The sequence below is a fragment of the Bradyrhizobium sp. ISRA464 genome, from assembly GCF_029910095.1.
GTDB lineage: Bacteria > Pseudomonadota > Alphaproteobacteria > Rhizobiales > Xanthobacteraceae > Bradyrhizobium.
Genome location: NZ_CP094526.1, coordinates 4,644,664 through 4,663,334, shown reverse-complemented (window position 1 = coordinate 4,663,334; position 18,671 = coordinate 4,644,664). Strand labels below are relative to the sequence as shown.

The following is an 18,671-nucleotide window of genomic DNA, read 5'->3' as shown; positions in this document are numbered from 1 at the left end:
AATGGCTCTCGCGAATCGGCATGTCGGTGCCGTCCTAACTGAGGCGCATCGGGTGCGTCCGGCAAGGCCGGAGAGCCACCTGTCCCGCGCGGCGGATGTATAGCGGCGGGGGGCGGGCGCGTCACGCCCGCTTTAGCCGATCTCGCGACGGAATCGGGCCGGTGGCATTTTTCTCAACCGGATCAGGGCTCCCAGAGTCGCCCTGGTCGCCCCTCGGCGCCCCCCGGTTGCCCCTCGGTGTTCCGCGCGCGGCGATTTCGGCGACCAGCGTGGTCAGATTGCCGACGCTGTTGAGCGACAGCCCGGCGTCGCCGCCGGTCTCGCCGCGGGCCGATTCGGGCAGGATGGCGCGGCCAAAGCCGAGCTTTAAGGCCTCCTTCAGCCGCGCCGGCGTCTGCGCCACCGGGCGGACCGCGCCGGACAGCGAAATCTCGCCAAAATAGACCGCGTCGGTCGGCAGCGGGGCGTTTACCAGCGAGGAGACCAACGCGGCGGCCGCGGCGAGGTCCGCCGCCGGTTCCTGGATGCGCAACCCGCCGGCGACGTTGAGATAGACGTCGTGGCCGGAGAGTTTCACCCCGCAATGGGCCTCCAGCACCGCCAGCACCATCGACAGCCGGCTCGGGTCCCAGCCGACCACGGCGCGGCGGGGCGTACCAAGCGAGGTCGGCGCCACCAGCGCCTGCAATTCGACCAGCACCGGCCGCGTGCCCTCGATGCCGGCGAATACCGCCGTGCCGGGGCTGCCGAGGTCGCGTTCAGAGAGGAATAGTTCGGACGGATTGGTGACCTCGCGCAGGCCGAGCCCCGTCATCTCGAACACGCCGATCTCATCGGTCGCGCCGAAGCGATTCTTCACCGAGCGCAGGATGCGGAACTGCTGCGAGCCTTCACCCTCGAATGACAGCACCGCGTCGACCATGTGCTCGACCACGCGGGGGCCTGCGATCTGGCCGTCCTTGGTGACGTGGCCGACCAGGATGATCGCAGCCCCGGTCTTCTTGGCAAATCTGATCAGCGCCTGCGCGGAGGCGCGGACCTGGGTGACGGTGCCGGGCGCCGATTCGACGGTGTCGGTCCACATGGTCTGGATCGAGTCGATCACGATCAGGCGGGGGACGGTGCCTTCCGACAGCGTCGAGACGATATCCTCGACCGAGGTCTCCGACGCCAGCTGCACCGGCGCATCGGCGAGCCCGAGCCGGTCCGCTCGCAGCCGCACCTGCGCCACCGCTTCTTCGCCCGAGATGTAGACCACGCGATGCCCGGCGCGCGCCATCATGCTGGTCGCCTGCGTCAGCAGCGTCGACTTGCCGATGCCGGGGTCGCCGCCGACCAGCAGCACCGAACCGCGCACGAAGCCGCCGCCGGTAACGCGATCGAGCTCGGCCATGCCAGAGGAGAGGCGCGGGGCGTCCTGGGTCTTGCCCGAGAGCGACTCCAGCGCGAACGTCCGGCCCTTGCGCTTGCTGCGGATCGAGACCGGCACCGAACCCGAGGTATCTTCCTCGGCCAGCGTGTTCCATTCGCCGCAGGCGTCGCACTTGCCCTGCCAGCGATTATACGCCACGCCGCAGTTCTGGCAGACGAAGGAGATTGTGTTCTTGGCCATGGGCAGGTGAGTCGCACTGTCGAGCACCGTGCATAACACGGTTCGACTGGCGAGCACGATCCATCAATGATTGGGCACCTGCCGGACGGCGGGGATCAGCGGGAGAATATCCGCGTTCCGGCCGACCATCGTGGCGTGTCGCCGACCGGGCTTGCGCCGATCTCCCATCCGACGCCGCCCCAGAGCACGTCGACCGCGCCGAGCTCTCCGGCCATATCGCGGACGTAAAAGACATTCGGCTTGGCGTTGGTTTCCAGGGGGCCGCTGCTCCCGTTGGGCTGCTGCTTCAACAGGCACCAGACATCGGCCAGCCGGCTCTCGTGATCCTGATCCAGCTTCGCCAGGATCTCCTTGTCGCTTGACGCGGCGCTCAGGACATAGGTCTGCAGCGAAGTGCCGCCGACATCGTCCTCGACCTTGGTCGCGAACCGGCGCGCGAAGGTCGCGCCGAGCCACGAGATCTTGACGGCGGCGCTTGACGAAAAGTCTTCGGCGAAATGTTCCCGCGCGACGAACTTTTCGGGGATTGCCGAGGTCGACGATGGATCGGCAGGTTCCTCAGCGTTCCGGTGCAGGGAACACGCAACACGGTTCGCCGCAACCGTCGAATCCGGCGCCGCCGGTTTGATGTCGTCGGCAGCGAGGCTGAGGCCCGGTGCAGCCAGAAGGAATGCCAGCGACAGGGTGAGGCTTGGCCGGGGCATATTGTTGTTGTCCTTGAGTTCGCTTGGTCCGCGAAGACAAGGTAAACCGCATCGAGCAGATGTAAATCAAAGATGCAATTTCTGGTTAAGGATAAAAAGTAACGACAACTACAATCCAGTTTGAATCAAATTCGCTCGATGCCGATTCGTGAGCGCTGAATTTTTTGCACGGCGACGCGTGTTGTGAAGACGTTGGTGCAGGCCATCCGGTGAGACGACCGCCGTCAATGTCCGGCCGTCTCCTTACTAGCTGCGCAGCGCGCGCGTCGACAGCAGCATCGGCGAGTGCTCGCGCGGCGTGAAGCCGGTCGGCAGGGCGCGGCAACATCTCGCTTCTGCGCGAAGCGGATCGCTCCAGCGCCAGTGCACGCGCCAGGACGGATTGTGCGCGTAAGCCGGAATGCGCCACACCCAGATGGTCTCGTAGACGCTGTCTCCGAAATGTTCGACGTCGGGTTTTGCCGTCGGCCAGAGAGCCGAGCCGACGAGGGCGACCGTCAAAGTCATTGCCGCTGCAATAATCATTTTGCGCATCACGCGCCTACCTTTCCTGCCTGTCGCGGACAAATAATCCGCGACGTCCAAATTCTGTTCGATACGTCGCGGGCCTTGGCTTCGGGCGGCATCGACAATAATTGCCGCTGAGTTTGCGGCGCCGCCGTTTGCGCACGATGCGTGTCGTCCTGGATCTTGGGTCTGCACCCAAGGCTACGATCGATCTCGCAATCCGCGCCTGAGCAAAGTCCTTTTTCCGCAACGATCGAACGCAAGTAATACGATTGTCATAATCGGAGTGATCAGGTGTAGGCAACCGGGAAAACAACCGGGAGTGAACGAGCGGCAAAACTCTTTCGAGTTAACCAGCATCGAACGGCAAAAGCCCGTAGAATTACGTTGTGGATTGCACGGTGCAGGCGTCGGCGACCGAACGCAAGTGACGATCGTCATGGCGAAATGTCCGCGTGTGTCGACCGCGAGCGGCCGCGCAACGCGGGACCTAGCGCAATACGGCCGACCACAGCAGTGATGCGCCGGCGATCAGCATGATGCCGTCCATCAGCAAGCGAAACGCCTCGGGCTTCAGGCGCAGCACGAAGCGCTTGGCGATGAAGGCGCCGGCCATCAGCGACGCGCCGGCGATCAGACCCTTCAGCGCCACAGTGGCGGTGAGTGCGCCGAAGCGCTCGAACGTCACCGACTTGCTCACATAGAGCCCGAGCGAGCTTGCCGCTTCGGTGGCGAGGAACGCGCCGCGCGAAAGGCCGTAGAACAGGAACAGCGGCACGCTGAGCGGCCCGGTCGAGACCACGATGCCGGTGAGGTAACCGATCACGGCGCCGCCGATCGCGAGATGCCAGAGCCTGGCCTTCAGTCTGTGCCGCGCCAGCCAGTGCCGCACCGGCACCATCGCGATCAGAAACACGCCGATCGCGACGTCGACCGCGCGCGAGGGCAGAGCGAGCAGCGTCCGCGCGCCGAGCGCTGCGGCCGGAATGCCGGTGACGGAATAGGCCACGCAGGGGCGCCAGTCGACCTCGCGCCACCAGGCCAGGATGCGCGAGAGATTGGCCATCACGGACGCGACCGCCATGATGGGCACGGCCTGCTTCGGCCCGAACTGATAGACCAGGATCGGCATCAGCATGATCGACGAGCCGGTGCCGACGATGCCGGAGATGGTGCCTGCGACCAGGCCGACGATGGGGACGAAGAGATAGCCCACGCGCGTACTCCGACCCGTTGATCGCCCCTAGCGCTGATTTGCCCGACGGCGCAAGACCCCGCATCAAAAATATTTCTGTTTTCCAGAAGTGCAACTTAGTGTATGAATTGCCCGTCTCACCCGCTTGAGGGGCGCTTCGCGATCGTCACGAGTGTTGGGTCGAGATGCGGTGGACGCCGAGCGTGTGACTGACGAGCATGCGTGAGGCGGACGGTGAAGTCGTGCAGGCCTGACGCCCTAGTGGCAGGTGTCTCCTTGCAAAGCGCGAAGCGCTTTTGCAAAGACGGTGACAACAAAGCCCAGTCTCGCCAGGGAGAGCACGTATAAGCCGTAGCCCATCGCGCAGGGAAAGCCGGGATTGCTCCGGTTTCACCTGTGGTCCTACCTCCCGAGCTTTCCATTTGCTCGGGACCCATGGGTGCGATCGGCACCCGGCTTTCTCTGCGCCCTCTGCTTGATGAGAGGGCGGAACGAAATGCAAACCTCGGACGATTCACGTCGCGAGAACGCGAAGCCATATCTCCACGACTGTCATCGCCCGCGAAAGCGGGCGATCCAGTATTCCAGAGGCAGCAGTGATTGACCGAGAGGCCGCGGCGTACTGGATACCCCGCATGCGCGGGGTATGACGGCGGGGCGGAGCGATAATGCTCTCCCTGTCATTGCGAGCGACGCGACGCAATCCAGGGCTTTGCATATGCGGAACGATGGATTGCTTCCGCCTTCGCCGAGGCTTCGGCGGACAAGTTGTCGCTAACGCTTCTCGCAATGACGGTGGAAGCCCATCACTTCAACACCACCCACGCCGGCGCATGGTCGCTGGCGCCGTCCTCGCCGCGGATGTCGCGATCGACGCCGGCCTTTTCGAGCCGCGACGCCAGCGCGGGGCTGAGCAGGAGATGATCGAGCCGCAAGCCGGCATCGCGCGGCCAGCGGTTGCGCTTGTAGTCCCAGAAGGTGAACATCGGCGCGTCAGGATGCAGCGTGCGGATCGCATCGCACCAGCCCTGGTCGACCAGCGCCTTGAACGCGGCGCGGCTCTTCGGCTGGATCAGCGCGTCCTTGTCCCAGGAGCGGGTCGGATAGATGTCGAACGGCGTGGGCGCGACGTTGTAGTCGCCGGCGAGCACGACCGGAACGTCTTGCTTGAGCAGCTTGGCGGCATGCGTGCGCAGCCGCTTGAACCAGGCGAGCTTGTAGTCGAACTTCGGTCCGGGCTGCGGATTGCCGTTCGGCAGATAGAGGCTGGTGACCACGATGCCGCGCACGGCGGCCTCGATGTAGCGCGCCTCATGGTCGTCGCGGTCGCCGGGCAGGGCGGTGCGGATCAAGACCGGCGCGGCCTTGTGCGCGAGGATCGCGACGCCGTTCCACGTCTTCTGCCCCTGCCACACTGCGCCATAGCCGGCTTTCTCGATCGCTGCATGCGGAAACTCGGCGTCGCTCGCCTTGAGCTCCTGCAGGCTGACGACGTCGGGTTTCGCCGCGTGCAGCCAGCGCAACAGGTTCGGCAGGCGGCGATTGATGTTGTTGATGTTGAAGGTCGCGATCTTCATGCGTCCAAGCGATCGCGAACCCTTCCGCGGTCAGCTCGATGCCGCGACAGACGCAGCCGGCGGTGGCGCCACCGGCTCGGCAGCGGCACCGCCGCCCTTGTAGACCCGCGCGAAGCGGCGGCCGAGGCTAGTCAGCACCTCATAGCCGATCGTGCCGAAATGATGCGCGAGCTCGTCGACCGTGATGCCTTCGCCGATCAGCGTTACCATGTGGCCACGGCGCGCGGCGTTCTTGTCGAGATCGGTGATGTCGACCGCGATCAGGTCCATCGAGACACGGCCCGCGATCGGGCAGCGCTTGCCGGCGACTACCACTTCGGCGCCGCGGGTGCCGTCATTGGCGCTGGCGGCGCGGAAATAACCGTCGGCATAGCCGGCCGCGACGATCGCAAGGCGGGTCGGCCGTCGTGCGGTCCAGGTGCCGCCATAGCCGACGGTCTCGCCGCGATCGATGTTGCGGATCTGCACGATGCGCGCCTTGAGGTCGACCACCTGCTGCATCGGGTTGTCGGCCTCCGGCGTCGGATTGACGCCATAGAGCGCGCAGCCGGGACGAACGATGTCGAACTGGAAATGCGGGCCGAGGAAGACGCCGGACGAGTTCGCGAGCGAGGCCGGCACGCCCGTGAACAGGCTTGCGATTTCGCGGAAGGTCGCGAGCTGCCTGGCATTGGTGGGATTGTTGAGCAACTCGGCGGAGGCGAGGTGGCTCATCACCAGCGTGATGCCGTGGTCGCCGGCGTTGATGCGCGGGATGATGCCCTGCGCCTCGCTGACTGTAAGCCCGAGCCGGTTCATTCCGGTATCGATATGGATCGCCGCGCCGCCGGACCAGCCGGAGCGGCGGCAGAACACGTCCCATTCGGCGAGTTCGTTAAAGTCGCCGATCACAGGCTTGCAATCGATCTTGGCGTAGCGGTCGCCGGTGTTCTGGAAGAAGCCGCCGAGCGAATAGATGGTGGCCTGGGGAGCTGCCGCGCGCACGACGGCGGCCTCATCCACTGTGGCGACGAAGAAGGTCTTGCAACCGGCATTGGCGAGCGCGCGCGCAACCTGCTCGGCGCCGCAGCCATAGGCGTTGGCCTTGACCACGGCGGCGCATTCGGCCGGGACCGCGGTCTTCTCGAGCCTGCGCCAGTTGGCGACGATGGCGTCGAGGTCGACGGTGAGGATGCCGGTGGCGGCCGGATCGGCCGCCACCAGGCTGGCTTCGAGCGTCAGTTGCGATTTCGCATCGGTCACGATGTTCATGCAGCAGTTGTACGCGCGGGGCTTCCGGCGTTCAACCGCGTCACGTCGGTAAAGCCACTTCCGTTCCGATGGTATCGGCACAGGGCTCTCGATTCTTGCTTTGACGCGTTTTCTTTACGCGAACCGGTATCCACTTCGCTCGACAACGCTTTAGTAGCCGCGATCCGGAACCTGGCCGTCGGGCGCGAGATCGCCGAATCGGGTGACGCTGGCTTCGAAGTGCAGTTCGACGGTTCCGGTCGGGCCGTGGCGCTGCTTGCCGATGATGACTTCGGCCTTACCGTGGGCGAGGCCCATCTCGGTCTGCCACTTCTCGTGTTCGGGGGTGCCGGGGCGCGGCTCCTTGTTCGCGAGGTAGTATTCCTCGCGATAGACGAACATCACGACGTCGGCGTCCTGCTCGATCGAGCCCGATTCACGAAGGTCGGAGAGCTGCGGCCGCTTGTCGTCGCGGTTTTCGACCTGACGCGAGAGCTGCGAGAGAGCGATCACGGGAACGTTCAATTCCTTCGCCAACGCCTTCAGGCTGGTGGTGATCTCGGTAATTTCCTGCACGCGGTTGTCGTTGCCGCGCTTGCCCGAGCCTTGCAGCAGCTGGATGTAGTCGATCACGATCAGGTCGAGACCCTTCTGCCGCTTGAGACGGCGGGCGCGGGCGGTGAGCTGCGAGATCGACAGGCCGCCGGTCTCGTCGACGTAGAACGGCAGCGACTGCAGCTCGATCGAGCAGTCGCGGATCTTCTCGAAGTCCATTTCGGTGATGCCGCCACGGCGGATCAGGCTCGAGGGGATGCCGGTGCGCTCGGCCAGAATACGGGTGGCGAGCTGCTCGCCGCTCATTTCGCAGGAGAAGAAGCCGACGGCGCCGCCGTTGACGGCCTTGGTGGTGCCGTCCGCCTGCACCTCCGGCACGTAGGCCTTGGCGATGTTGTAGGCGATGTTGGTCGCCAGCGACGTCTTGCCCATGCCGGGGCGGCCGGCGAGAACGATGAGGTCGGACGGCTGCAAGCCGCCCATCCGGGCGTCGAGGTCGCGCAGGCCGGTCGAGATGCCCGACAGCTTGCCGTCGCGCTGGAACGCCTTCGCCGCCATGTCGACGGCAACCGTGAGGGCCTGCGAGAAGCGCTGGAAGCCGCCGTCATAGCGGCCGGTCTCGGCGAGCGAGTAGAGCTGCCGTTCGGCATCCTCGATCTGCGCGCGGGGAGCGAAATCCACCGGCGCGTCGTAGGCGACGTTGACGATCTCTTCGCCGATCCGGATCAGGTCGCGGCGCAGGCAGAGGTCATAGATCGTGCGGCCGTAATCCTGCGCGTTGATGATGGTGGTCGCCTCGGCGGCAAGCCGGGCGAGGTATTGGCTGACCGTCATGCCGCCGATGTCGAGATCGGCGGGCAGGAAAGTCTTCAGCGTGATGGGGGTCGCGACCTTACCCATCCGGATCAGACTTCCGGCAGTTTCGTAGATCTGCTGGTGGATGGTTTCGAAGAAGTGCTTCGGCTCCAGGAAGTCCGAGACCCGGTAGAAGGCGTCATTATTGACCAGGATCGCGCCCAGAAGGCTCTGCTCCGCTTCGATGTTGTGCGGTGCACTCCGGTACGCCGGTGTTCCGGCGTCAGGTGCGAGCGTGTGGACGTTCGAATCAATCAAGGCCATGGACGAGCTTATTCTTCTGATTTCGTCGTTACTGGGATTTTCGGATGTGGGGCCGCGATCAAGCGCCAGCCCGGCACGAAGCGAAAGGTGGGATGTGCCTTATGCACGATTCACACAACGCATGGTGTGAATCCCGGACGGCAGGACGCATTCGGCTTGACGGGGATTCGTCGAAAACCGGGGAGGGCGGGGCTGGGGAGCGGTGTCGTTGGTGAGAGTTGGACGCGGCCTGAACCTTTTGTCGGGCCGGCGCACCCATCAGAAGGCGAGGTGGCCGTTCGTTCAGATTCTTCAGACGAGGATGAGGAAGGCCAGTGCGATCAACGCTGCCGCCACGCCGGTTGCGATCAAGGCGTAGTCGGTCACGATATCGCGCTGCGGGTCCAACATCGATCGGTATGTTTCTCGGCTCATACCGGACCACTACGACGAACCGGACAGGGCCTCTGTGAAGCAGGTCACACCCGCCGCATTTTATTTGCGGCATGGTCGCGGGAACGACCTGGTGATTTCCGGGTTGTTGTCGCTCAGCGAAGATACGACGACGATGGCGCAGGAGTTTCAGACATCGCGGTGTGTGGTCGGCCGGGCGGAAAGCCTCGACCGGCGCTGGCTGGCGAGGCTGATCGAGGCCATGGAGCAGGCCGCCCGCCCGGAGACCCGCAGCGTTCCCTGCGATGCCAACCTGATTTCAGCCGTTTCGGCCCATCTGGCGCGCCCGGGATCGGCCTTCGCCCAATACGGGTCGGCCTACAACCTTCGCAATTAGCCGCTCTCGTCTTTTCGTCAGACTTACTCGCCGGCGAGCTGCAGCCGGGGCGTGGCGGCGTCCGCCTCCTTGAGCCGCAGCCGCGCTTCCTCGCGGCCGATATAGTCGCGCGTCATCGGCACGATGCCTTGCCGCTTGGTGAGTTGCAGCTGGAAGTTCATCATGTTCTGCACGCGGAACGACATCTCCGACGCCGCCAGATAGAACTCCCACATCCTGGCAAAGCGCTCGTCATAGAGGCGGACGGCCTCCTCGCGTCGCGCCATGAACCGGTCGCGCCACGCCTTCAGCGTCTCCGCGTAGTGCAGGCGCAGGATTTCCATGTCGCAGACCAGGAGGCCGGCCTTCTCGATTGCGGGCATGACCTCGGAGAGGGCCGGGATGTAGCCGCCGGGGAAGATGTATTTCCTGATCCAGGGGCTGGTGACGTCGGGACCGGTCGAGCGGCCGATCGAATGCAGCATCATGACGCCGTCGTCGCTCAGGAGCTCGGCGCAGCGCTCGAAGAAGGTCTCGTAGAAGGCCACCCCGACATGTTCGAACATGCCGACCGAGATGATGCGGTCGAACGGGCCGGGGATGTCGCGATAGTCCTGCAGCAGGAAACGCGCCGACTGGGCAAGGTTGCGCTCGGCGGCGCGGGCATTGGAAATCTGCAGCTGTTCGGTCGACAGCGTGACGCCGGTGACGTCGGCGCCGGTCATTTCGGCGAGATAAAGCCCAAGTCCGCCCCAGCCGGAGCCGATGTCGAGGACGCGGTCGCCGGGCCGCACCAGAAGCTTGGCGGTGAGGTGGCGCTTCTTGGCGAGCTGGGCATCGTCCAGCGTCGCATCGGGCGTCTCGAAGTAGGCGCAACTATATTGCTTGTCGGCGTCGAGAAAGAGCGAGTAGAGGCGCCCATCGAGATCGTAGTGGCGGGCGACGTTGTTCCTGGACCGGCCCCGGACATTGAGCTGCTGGATGCGCCGTCCGAGGAAGCGCAGGCCCGACTGCAGTCGGGCATAGTTCGGCAGTATTTTGGCTTGGCCCATCAGGACCGCCAGCGCATCCGCGATGGTGCCTTGTTCCACCACGAACGTGCCGTCCATGTAGGCTTCGCCGAGATAGAGCTCTGGATCGAGGAGAACGCGGGCTTCAGCCGCGGTGCTCGTGAAACGGACGGCAACCGGTATGCCGCTTCCGTCGCCGCAGGTGAATTTCATTCCGCTTGCGGTCGTGAACGTGATCGAACCGCGCCGAACGAAGTGCCCCAAGAAGTATCGCAACAATCGATCCATCGATACACCAACGGAACGGCAAGCTGCTTGCGCCCGACACAACCGGAGCGGTGTGCCCCGATGTGTCCCCATCGCTACAAACATAGGCAGGGAATTAGATCGCGCTATTGCATTGTGGTCAAAGCCGATATTCCGAAATGTGACAATACCGTGTGTGCATCATGGACGCGCTTCCATTCGCGCGATAATCGGATAAAAGGTGACCGTCGCCATGGACCCCGGCGGCGATTTTCCGGAATCTGGAGACTTAAGGGAATGTTGAGCCGAGCCCTCAGTCTGGCGGCGGTGACGCTTTTGATTGGCTGCCTTCCGGCAGCAACCGCGCAAGCGCAAAACCTCGAGGCCGGCAAGAGCCCCTCCCAAATCTTCTCGAGCACCTGCACGGCGTGCCACAAGAGCCCGCGCGGCCTGCTCAAGACCGTGCCGGCGTCCTCGCTGCCGGGCTTCCTGCGCCAGCACTACACGACGTCCAGCGACATGGCCGGGGTGCTCGCGTCCTATCTGATTTCGAACGGCGCCAACGACCCGCGCTACCAGGCGAAGGATCAGCCCAAGGGAGCCAAGGACGGTCGGCACGAGGCGAGGCAGTCGCCGGAGCAGGCGGAGCGTCCGGGCCCCCGGCAGCATCCCGGTGCAGCGCCGCAAGAGGCGGCCCGGCCGGACGCGGACGGCTTGACGCCGGGCGAGGGTCATCCTCACCGCAGGGGCAAGCGCATGGCGCGCCCGAGCGAGGCACCCGAGGGCGTTAGACCCGTCGAGGGCGAGCCGCCGGCCGCAGGCGAGGGCAAGCCCTCCCGCCATAAGCTCGGTCGTCGCGGCAAGCCTGTTGAGGAGAAACCCGGCGAGGCAGCAAAGGGCGAGACGCCGAACGACGAGCCCAGGGCCGCCAGGCGCCAGGAGAAGGGCGAGAGCGAGAAGCCGGCGAACGCCAAGCCTGTGTCGGACAAGTCCGACAGCGCCAAGGCCGATGCTCCCAAGGAAGCCACCGGCAGTGAATCGACCCCGCTGCGCTCTGACCCCGTGCCGCCGGTGACGCCCGCTCCGGCTGCCGCGCCATCGCCTTCGCCGGCTCCTGCGGCTGCCGCGCCGGCCCCGAGCCCGGCTGCGGCCGCTTCGCCAGCGCCGGCATCCGCAGCTCCGCCGGCCACGGCAGCTGCGCCCGCTCCAACGCCGGCCGGGTCGTCCGAAGCTCCGGTGTCGAAGTAATCCCCAAAGCCCGGCCCTCACAGGCCGGGCAAATTCTTGACTCCAATTAGAGTAATGCTCTAGAGTGTTGATCTAGTCAGGAGGAGAAGCGGGTGACCACAGCGCGCGAGGATCTGCTGGAAGCGGGGCTGGCGGTGTTCGATCGGGATGGCTTCGAAGGCGCGACGGTTGCCGCGATCCGGACCCGGGCGCGGGCCTCCAATGGCAGCTTCTTCCACTTCTTCGCCTCGAAGAAGGAGCTGGCCGGAACTCTCTTCCTGGAGATCCTGCAGCGCTACCACGCCGCGATCATGACCTCGGTCGATGCATCCTGCGGCGCGAGCGAGGGCGTTGCGCGGCTGATCCGCGCCCATCTCGATTGGGTCGTGAGCAACCGGCGCGAGGCGCGTTTCCTGTTCGAGATTTCGCGCAGCGAGTGGAGCGAGGAGGTGCGCGGCGCCCAGCGCAGCGAGAATGCGCGGCTCGCCGACGGGATCGAGCGCTGGCGCGCGCCGCTGCTTGCCCGCGGCGAATTGCTGCCGATGAGCGCGGTGCTGTTCTTCAGCCAGATCATCGGTCCGGCGCAGATCTTCTGCCGGGCCTATCTGTCGGGCCGCGACCGCAGCGACCCGCGGGAACAGGTCGAGACGCTGATCGCCTGCGCGATCCGCGCGGTGGTGGCGCCGGGAGCGGCGCACAGAGCAGGAGGGACTTCATGAGCGAAACCGATCCGGACTTTGCGCCGATTGCGACACGGATCCGCGACAATGTCGGCCGCCAGGGCTTCATGGGCCATGTCGGCGCGGAATTGGCGGAGCTGTCGCGCGGCGCCTGCACGCTCGCGGTCGACCGCCGGCCCGAACTGTTGCAGCAGCACGGCCTGTTTCACGGCGGGGTCACGGCGTTCCTGGTCGACAATGCCACGACGATCGCGGCCGCGACGTCGCGCGGCCAGCCCGCGCTGACGGCGGAGTACAAGCTGAACCTGCTGTCGCCGGCGTCGGGCGATCGCCTGATCTGCCGCGCGCGGGTGATCAAGCCGGGACGTCAGGTCGCGGTGGTCGCAGCCGACGTGTTCTGCGTGATCGATGGCAAGGAAAGGCATACCGCGACGGCGCTGGCGTCGATCGCGATGCTCGACGACGCGGCGGCGGCACGAATCCAAAGCCCGGCCTGATCAGGCCGGGCTTCAGTCGGTGGCACGTTGGAAACACGCTTACTTCTCTTCTTCGGCTGCCGGCGCCGGCTCGACCTCGTCGTGCTGCGCTTCCGGATCGAAGAATTCGCCGGCGGCGGCGAGCGCCTCGGCGGCAGCGTCCTGGTCTTCCTGGCGGGTCGAGATGTCCTCGCCGCGCTTGATCCGCTCGGCCTCGTCGGCGGAGCGGGCGACCGTCACGACGATGCTGGCCTCGACTTCCGGGTGGACGGCGATCGTGACCTTCTGCTGGCCGATCACCTTGATCGGCGTATCCAGCCAGACCTGCGGACGCGTCACGGTGACGCCGTCGGCGGCCAGCGCGGCGACGATGTCGCGCACCGAGACCGAGCCGAACAGCTGGCCGGATTCGGAGGCCTGGCGGATGATGACGATGTCGCGGCCGTCGATCTTCTCGGCGACCTGGGCGGCTTCGCCCTTGGCCTTGATGTTGTTGGCCTCGAGTTCGGCCTTCATGCCGTCATACTTGGCGCGGTTGTCGGCGGTGGCGCGCAGCGCCTTGCCGCGCTTCAGCAAGAAGTTGCGGGCATACCCGTCCTTGACGCGCACGATCTCGCCCATCTGGCCAAGCTTGGCCACGCGTTCCAGCAGAATGACTTCCATGTTCGTTCTCCTTTAGGTGCTAAGTATCGGATTGAGTGGTTGGGTCGAATCTCAGGATGCCGGCAGCGGCGGCGGCCTGCTGCGCAGGTAACGTTGCCGCAATCCGAACAGGGTATCGGCAATGCCGAGCGCCACCATCGCGGCGATCGGCCAGGTGAAGACGACGACGGCGGTGTAGGCGCAGCCCAGCCAGAAGCTGCGGTTGGTGAGCGACAGCGTTACCGTGTGCAGCACGGCGAAGCCGACGAGGGTGTAGACGATCACCAGCGCGGTCGTGACGATCTGTGCCAGGATGGCGAGAAGGCCGCCGACGAAACTCAGGCCGATCGCCACCAGCAGCGCGACCAGCGTCATCGGCGGCAGCGCGGTCGAGCGCAGCTCCGGCCAGGGCCGGTTCAAGCGTCCCGAGATCTGCGTGACCTTGCCGGCGAGCCACAGGTTCACCGTCAGCGTGACCATCGCTACGACCGTTGCTGCGATCGGCGCGACGACCACGAGCAGCTTGACGAGCTGCTCGATCTTGTCGCTGGACTGCGCGTTGCCGGCACTGAACACCTTGAGCAGCCCGCGCCGCAGCTCAGAGGTAATCGTCTGGGCGTCCCAGCCGAGCGTCAGCAGCGTGCCGGCCGTGGTGACAACGGCGAAGGCCGCGACCCAGAGCAGGATGCGGCCGACTGGATACCATTCGAGCTGTGGAGGGGCTGCTTCCGCGGCATCGCCAGCGGGGGCGCCGCTGATCGGCCGGCCGAGCAGCGCGAGATGGCCGAGCCACCAGCCGGGCAGGGCAACCATCGTGGCAAAGGCGATCCCGTAGGGAAGTCCGAGGATCGCACCGACGCTTGCGGCCGCGATGATGCCGCCGATCGCGGCAGCGAGCGGACCCCAGCCGAGCGCCGTCACCATCAGCGGCAACGGTGCGAGATAGAACAGCAGCAACGAGATCAGCGCGCCCGAAATGATCGAGGCGAACATCAGCGCCGACGCCGCGCCAGCCGCAAGTGCAACGATGAATATTCCGATCATCAGCTGTCCCGCTCCTTTCGAGCGGTTAGAGGCCGTCTTGCGAGAGCCCCAACCATCGGCGACCGGACGACCCGGAAGCCTTATGAAGATAAGCGGCCGGCGACGCGCGCCGCCGGCCGAAGGCGATTACCTGATAACGTAGGGCAAGAGGCCGAGGAAACGCGCGCGCTTGATGGCGCGGGCGAGTTCACGCTGCTTCTTGGCGGAGACGGCCGTGATGCGGCTCGGCACGATCTTGCCGCGCTCCGAGACGTAACGCATCAAAAGCTTGGAATCCTTGTAGTCGATCTTCGGCGCATTCGCGCCCGTGAACGGGCAGGACTTGCGGCGACGGAAAAACGGACGGCGGGCACCAGCGTCAGCCATGATTCTTTACTCCTCGGTCGCTGCGTCTTCTTCGCGCGGACGGCGCGGGCCACGGTCACCACGGAAACCGCCTTCGCGGTCACCACGGAAGCCACCGCCTTCGCGGTCGCCGCGGAAGCCGCCGCCGCGGTCATCGCGTTCGCGGTCACGGTCGGCCTTGCGCATCATCGCCGACGGGCCTTCCTCGTGCTCTTCGACGCGCACGGTCAGGTAGCGGATGACGTCTTCGTTGATCCGCTCCTGGCGCTCGATTTCGGTGACGACAGCCGACGGAGCGTCGATGTTCATCAGCACGAAGTGCGCCTTGCGGTTCTTGTTCATGCGGTAGGTGAGGGAGCGCACGCCCCAATTCTCGGTTTTGGTGACCTTGCCGCCGCCCTGTTCGACGATACCGGTCACCTGGGTGGTCAGTTCATCGACCTGCTGGGTGCTCGCGTCCTGACGCGCGAGGAAAACATGCTCGTAAAGAGGCATGGGTGTCCTTTCTGTGTTGGCGCGGTTCCCGGCGACAAGCCCTTCGAGACCTTCGGAAAGGACTCGATGCTGCTCAGAAGGCGGAAGCACGGGACGACGGGCCGACTGGCCCTGCCACATCAAAATCAACGAGTGAATTTGCTGAGACCGTCCGTTCAGCTCCCGGCCGGGGCCCACGGATGGCGCGCTTTATACGGATTTTGGCTGCGAAGGCAAGGGTTCTCGGCCCCGCCCAGATCTTATCGGCGAGGGCGACCTCGCGGGGGCGCTCTCGCGCCCGTCATGGCACGGTTCTCTCTGTTGATTTCTTTGTTTGTATGTCATACAAGTATTTACGGGAGGACGATGATGGGTTCGGAGACCGCTATCGGCATGCCTGCGCCCGATCCGAAGCACGCGGTCCGCGCGACACGGTCGGCGGGCCGCAAGATGCGCTCCCTGCTGCTCGATGGCGCCAGCCGCCTGTTCAAGGAACGGGGACTGTCCGGGACCTCGATCTCCGATATCGCCGCGGCGGCCGACGCCTTTCCCAGCCAGATCACCTATTACTTCCGCACCAAGGAGGCGCTGTTCGTGGAGGCCGCCTGCCGCGACATGCTCTATCTGGCGCGCGCGACCGAACAGGCCGCCCTCAAGGCCCACACGCCGCGCGACTACACGCATGTGCTGGCCGAGACCGTGACCACGACCGACACGGTCGCCTTCTTCGCCGAAGCCTTGACCCTGACGAGGCGCCGGCAGGACCTCGCGCCGCTGGTCGAACGCACCATCGAGCGGTTGCACAGCGAAGGCGCGCGCGCCTATGCGGGCCAGGTCGAGCGGCATGGCTGGCGAACGCTGCGCGCGCCCGAGGAGAGCTCGCGGCGATTCTGGGCGGTCGCGATTGGCGTGATCGTCGAAGGCTTTGCGATGGGCCGCGCGCCCGAAGAGATGTGCCGCGAGCTCCTGCGGGCGCTCGGCGAGCAGGCGACGGCGACATCGGCACATGAGGCCACGCGGCTCCGCCTGGTCGGCGATTCCAGCACTTCACCCTCATCGGACGGGGAGACAAGCACATGACCGCGCTTCGCATGCGTGCCCGCGAGTTCCTGACCGAGGACGAACTGGTTGCGGTCCGGCAGCGCGCGACATGGAAGGGTGTCGCCCTGATCGCGCATGCATGGGCGCTGATCCTGGGCGCGATCGCGCTCGTGGCGTGGTGGCCCAATCCGCTGACCTATCTGCTTGCCGTTGCGATCATCGGCTCGCGCCAGCTCGGGCTTGCGATCCTGATGCATGACGGTGCGCATGGCTGCCTGTCGGCGGACGAGAAGACCAACCTCGCGCTGAGCCAATGGTTCTGCGCTTATCCGATCTTCGCCGAGACCCGCGGATATCGCCGCTATCATCTGCAGCATCACGCGCGCACGCAGCAGGAGGACGATCCGGACCTCGTGTTGTCGGCGCCGTTTCCAATCACGCGGCTGAGCTATCGTCGCAAGTTCTTCCGCGATATCACCGGCCAGACCGGCTACCAGCAGCGCAAGGCGCAACTGCTCAACGCGCTTGGGCCGAAGGAATGGCCGTTGTCGCGGCGCGCCGCGAATTTCTGGGACAAGCTCGGGCCGCAATGCCTGACCAATGCGGTGCTGTTCGCGGGCCTCGCCGCTGCCGGCGTGTGGTGGGCCTATCCGCTGCTCTGGCTGGTGCCGCTCCTGACCTGGATGATGGTGATCACGCGCATCCGCAACATCGCCGAGCATGCCGTCGTGCCCGACAGCTCCGATCCCTTGCGCAATACCCGCACCACGCACGCGAATTTTCTCGAGCGTCTTTTTATCGCGCCCTATTACGTCAACTACCATCTCGAGCATCACCTGCTGTTCTACGTGCCCTGCTACAACCTGCCGCGCGTCCATCGCATCCTGAGCAGGAGCCGATATGCCGACCGGATGGAGGTGCAGCCGGGCTACGCCGCCGTGCTGCGGCTCGCGACCGGCAGGCCTGACCACGAGGATCGGCCGGGGCAACTGGTCAACAGCGCGCGCCGGGCAAGGGCGGGCGCGAAGGTTAATGCCGACCAGAACGCCGGCGGCTTCTAGCCCGAAGATCGTCCGGCATCCCCAGGGTTCCTTTGGCGCGGCTTGACACGGCGGCCTTCGGCAGTGTCTTACGGCCCGGTCCGAGGCATGGTTCATGGCATGGACCGGACCCGCCGAGGCATTTTTCGCGCGACGCGGATACCGTTCTCCCCGCAGCAGACGCAGGGCGTTTGCGGGGAAGTTCACGCTCAACGAGGTAGGGAGCGCCGATGACGGCAGCATTTACGTTTCCCGGGCAGGGCTCGCAGGCGGTCGGGATGGGCAAGGCCCTGGCCGAGGCCTTTCCGGTCGCCAAGGCGGTGTTCGACGAGGTCGATTCCGCGCTGGGCGAGAAGCTGACCGCGACGATCTGGGACGGCCCGGCCGAGACGCTGCAGCTCACCGAGAACGCGCAGCCGGCCCTGATGGCGGTCTCGATCGCGACCTTGCGCGTGCTGGAGAGCGAAGCCGGCTTTTCAGTCGGCCGTGACGCCGCCTTCGTCGCCGGGCACTCGCTCGGCGAGTATTCGGCGCTGGCCGCGGCCGGCAGTCTGACCGTCAGCGACACCGCGCGCCTGCTGCGCACCCGCGGTCTTGCGATGCAGAAGGCGGTACCGGTGGGCGCCGGCGCGATGGCCGCGCTGCTCGGGCTCGACTATGAGGCGGCCGTGGCGGTCGCCAACGAGGCGGCGCAGGGGCAGGTGTGCCAGGCCGCCAACGACAATGGCGGCGGACAGGTCGTGGTGTCCGGCGACAAGGCCGCCGTGGATCGCGCGGTCGAAATCGCCAAGACCAGGGGCGCCAAGCGCGCGATGCTGCTGCCGGTGTCGGCACCCTTCCACTGCAAGCTGATGCAGCCGGCGGCCGATGCGATGGCGCAGGCGCTGGCCGGCGTCACCATCAAGCCGCCCGCGGCGCCGCTCGTCTCCAACGTGCTGGCCTCCGCCATCACCGACCCCGACGAGATCCGCCGTCGCCTGGTCGAACAGGTCACCGGCACCGTGCGCTGGCGCGAGTCGGTTGCCTATATGGCAGGGCAGGGCGTGACGCGATTCTTCGAGATCGGCGCCGGCAAGGTGCTGAGCGGGCTGGTCAAGCGCATCGCCGACGGCGCAGTCGGCGTGTCCGTCGGCGGTCCGAACGATATTGCTGCGGCCAAGGACGCATTGGCAGCGTCGGCGTAAGCGGCCGAGAGGAGA

The 18,671-nt window shown here is 65.7% G+C and carries 19 protein-coding genes; 7 read left to right on the top strand and 12 right to left on the bottom strand.

Translation table 11 applies throughout. The features are described 5' to 3' along the window. Positions 1-121 precede the first annotated feature (121 nt). The 7 genes from radA to MTX19_RS21955 form a co-directional block, all read right to left on the bottom strand. Positions 122-1,612, bottom strand: a complete 1,491-nt coding sequence (gene radA, locus MTX19_RS21985; protein ID WP_280979264.1) for a DNA repair protein RadA — start codon at positions 1,610-1,612, stop codon at positions 122-124. Between the two features lie 95 nt (positions 1,613-1,707). Then, entirely contained in the window at positions 1,708-2,316 is a 609-nt protein-coding gene (locus MTX19_RS21980) for a hypothetical protein (protein ID WP_280979263.1), read from the bottom strand. Positions 2,317-2,562: 246 nt separating this feature from the next. Beyond that, positions 2,563-2,823 (bottom strand): hypothetical protein, encoded by a 261-nt coding sequence (locus tag MTX19_RS21975; protein ID WP_280985467.1) that lies wholly within the window; start codon positions 2,821-2,823, stop codon positions 2,563-2,565. Positions 2,824-3,313: 490 nt separating this feature from the next. Further along, on the bottom strand, positions 3,314-4,039 hold the full coding sequence (locus tag MTX19_RS21970) for a sulfite exporter TauE/SafE family protein (RefSeq protein WP_280979261.1): 726 nt from the start codon (positions 4,037-4,039) through the stop codon (positions 3,314-3,316). 785 nt (positions 4,040-4,824) lie between these two features. Beyond that, entirely contained in the window at positions 4,825-5,595 is a 771-nt protein-coding gene (locus MTX19_RS21965; protein ID WP_280979260.1) for an exodeoxyribonuclease III, read from the bottom strand. A gap of 30 nt (positions 5,596-5,625) precedes the next feature. Beyond that, complete coding sequence (gene alr, locus MTX19_RS21960; RefSeq protein WP_280979259.1) at positions 5,626-6,846, bottom strand: alanine racemase; 1,221 nt, start codon at positions 6,844-6,846, stop codon at positions 5,626-5,628. A gap of 150 nt (positions 6,847-6,996) precedes the next feature. Then, positions 6,997-8,499 carry a replicative DNA helicase gene (locus tag MTX19_RS21955; protein WP_280971957.1) on the bottom strand — a complete coding sequence of 501 codons (1,503 nt, stop codon included), beginning with the start codon at positions 8,497-8,499 and terminating at the stop codon, positions 6,997-6,999. Between the two features lie 448 nt (positions 8,500-8,947). On the opposite strand from MTX19_RS21955, the gene MTX19_RS21950 reads away from it, so the two are divergent. Beyond that, positions 8,948-9,268, top strand: coding sequence for a hypothetical protein (locus tag MTX19_RS21950; RefSeq protein WP_280979258.1), 321 nt, complete (start codon positions 8,948-8,950; stop codon positions 9,266-9,268). Positions 9,269-9,291: 23 nt separating this feature from the next. On the opposite strand, the gene MTX19_RS21945 is transcribed toward MTX19_RS21950, so the two are convergent. Next, the gene (locus tag MTX19_RS21945) at positions 9,292-10,545 is read right to left on the bottom strand and encodes a cyclopropane-fatty-acyl-phospholipid synthase family protein (protein WP_280979257.1); all 1,254 of its coding nucleotides are present in this window, start codon (positions 10,543-10,545) and stop codon (positions 9,292-9,294) included. A gap of 255 nt (positions 10,546-10,800) precedes the next feature. On the opposite strand from MTX19_RS21945, the gene MTX19_RS21940 reads away from it, so the two are divergent. The 3 genes from MTX19_RS21940 (at position 10,801) to MTX19_RS21930 (ending at position 12,907) form a co-directional block, all read left to right on the top strand. Further along, complete coding sequence (locus tag MTX19_RS21940; RefSeq protein ID WP_280979256.1) at positions 10,801-11,751, top strand: hypothetical protein; 951 nt, start codon at positions 10,801-10,803, stop codon at positions 11,749-11,751. A gap of 92 nt (positions 11,752-11,843) precedes the next feature. Then, a complete protein-coding gene (locus tag MTX19_RS21935; protein ID WP_280971953.1) occupies positions 11,844-12,449 on the top strand; it encodes a TetR/AcrR family transcriptional regulator in 606 nt (201 codons plus the stop codon). Beyond that, complete coding sequence (locus tag MTX19_RS21930) at positions 12,446-12,907, top strand: PaaI family thioesterase (RefSeq protein ID WP_280971952.1); 462 nt, start codon at positions 12,446-12,448, stop codon at positions 12,905-12,907. The genes MTX19_RS21935 and MTX19_RS21930 overlap by 4 nt, the downstream gene beginning before the upstream one ends. A 39-nt stretch (positions 12,908-12,946) precedes the next feature. Here MTX19_RS21930 and rplI read toward each other — a convergent pair whose 3' ends face one another. From rplI to rpsF, 4 genes are all read right to left on the bottom strand, one after another. Continuing rightward, complete coding sequence (gene rplI, locus MTX19_RS21925; protein WP_280971951.1) at positions 12,947-13,549, bottom strand: 50S ribosomal protein L9; 603 nt, start codon at positions 13,547-13,549, stop codon at positions 12,947-12,949. Positions 13,550-13,600: 51 nt separating this feature from the next. Beyond that, positions 13,601-14,572, bottom strand: a complete 972-nt coding sequence (locus MTX19_RS21920; RefSeq protein ID WP_280979255.1) for a DUF2232 domain-containing protein — start codon at positions 14,570-14,572, stop codon at positions 13,601-13,603. A 126-nt stretch (positions 14,573-14,698) separates the two neighbouring features. After that, complete coding sequence (gene rpsR, locus MTX19_RS21915; RefSeq protein WP_016844287.1) at positions 14,699-14,938, bottom strand: 30S ribosomal protein S18; 240 nt, start codon at positions 14,936-14,938, stop codon at positions 14,699-14,701. A gap of 6 nt (positions 14,939-14,944) precedes the next feature. Then, on the bottom strand, positions 14,945-15,412 hold the full coding sequence (gene rpsF, locus MTX19_RS21910; protein ID WP_280979254.1) for a 30S ribosomal protein S6: 468 nt from the start codon (positions 15,410-15,412) through the stop codon (positions 14,945-14,947). 348 nt (positions 15,413-15,760) lie between these two features. On the opposite strand from rpsF, the gene MTX19_RS21905 reads away from it, so the two are divergent. From MTX19_RS21905 to fabD, 3 genes are all read left to right on the top strand, one after another. Further along, positions 15,761-16,471, top strand: coding sequence for a TetR/AcrR family transcriptional regulator C-terminal domain-containing protein (locus MTX19_RS21905; RefSeq protein ID WP_280979253.1), 711 nt, complete (start codon positions 15,761-15,763; stop codon positions 16,469-16,471). Continuing rightward, on the top strand, positions 16,468-17,493 hold the full coding sequence (locus MTX19_RS21900; RefSeq protein ID WP_280979252.1) for a fatty acid desaturase family protein: 1,026 nt from the start codon (positions 16,468-16,470) through the stop codon (positions 17,491-17,493). Before MTX19_RS21905 ends, MTX19_RS21900 begins: the two co-directional genes overlap by 4 nt. Positions 17,494-17,702: 209 nt before the next feature. Next, positions 17,703-18,656 carry an ACP S-malonyltransferase gene (gene fabD / locus MTX19_RS21895; RefSeq protein WP_280979251.1) on the top strand — a complete coding sequence of 318 codons (954 nt, stop codon included), beginning with the start codon at positions 17,703-17,705 and terminating at the stop codon, positions 18,654-18,656. Positions 18,657-18,671 lie beyond the last annotated feature (15 nt).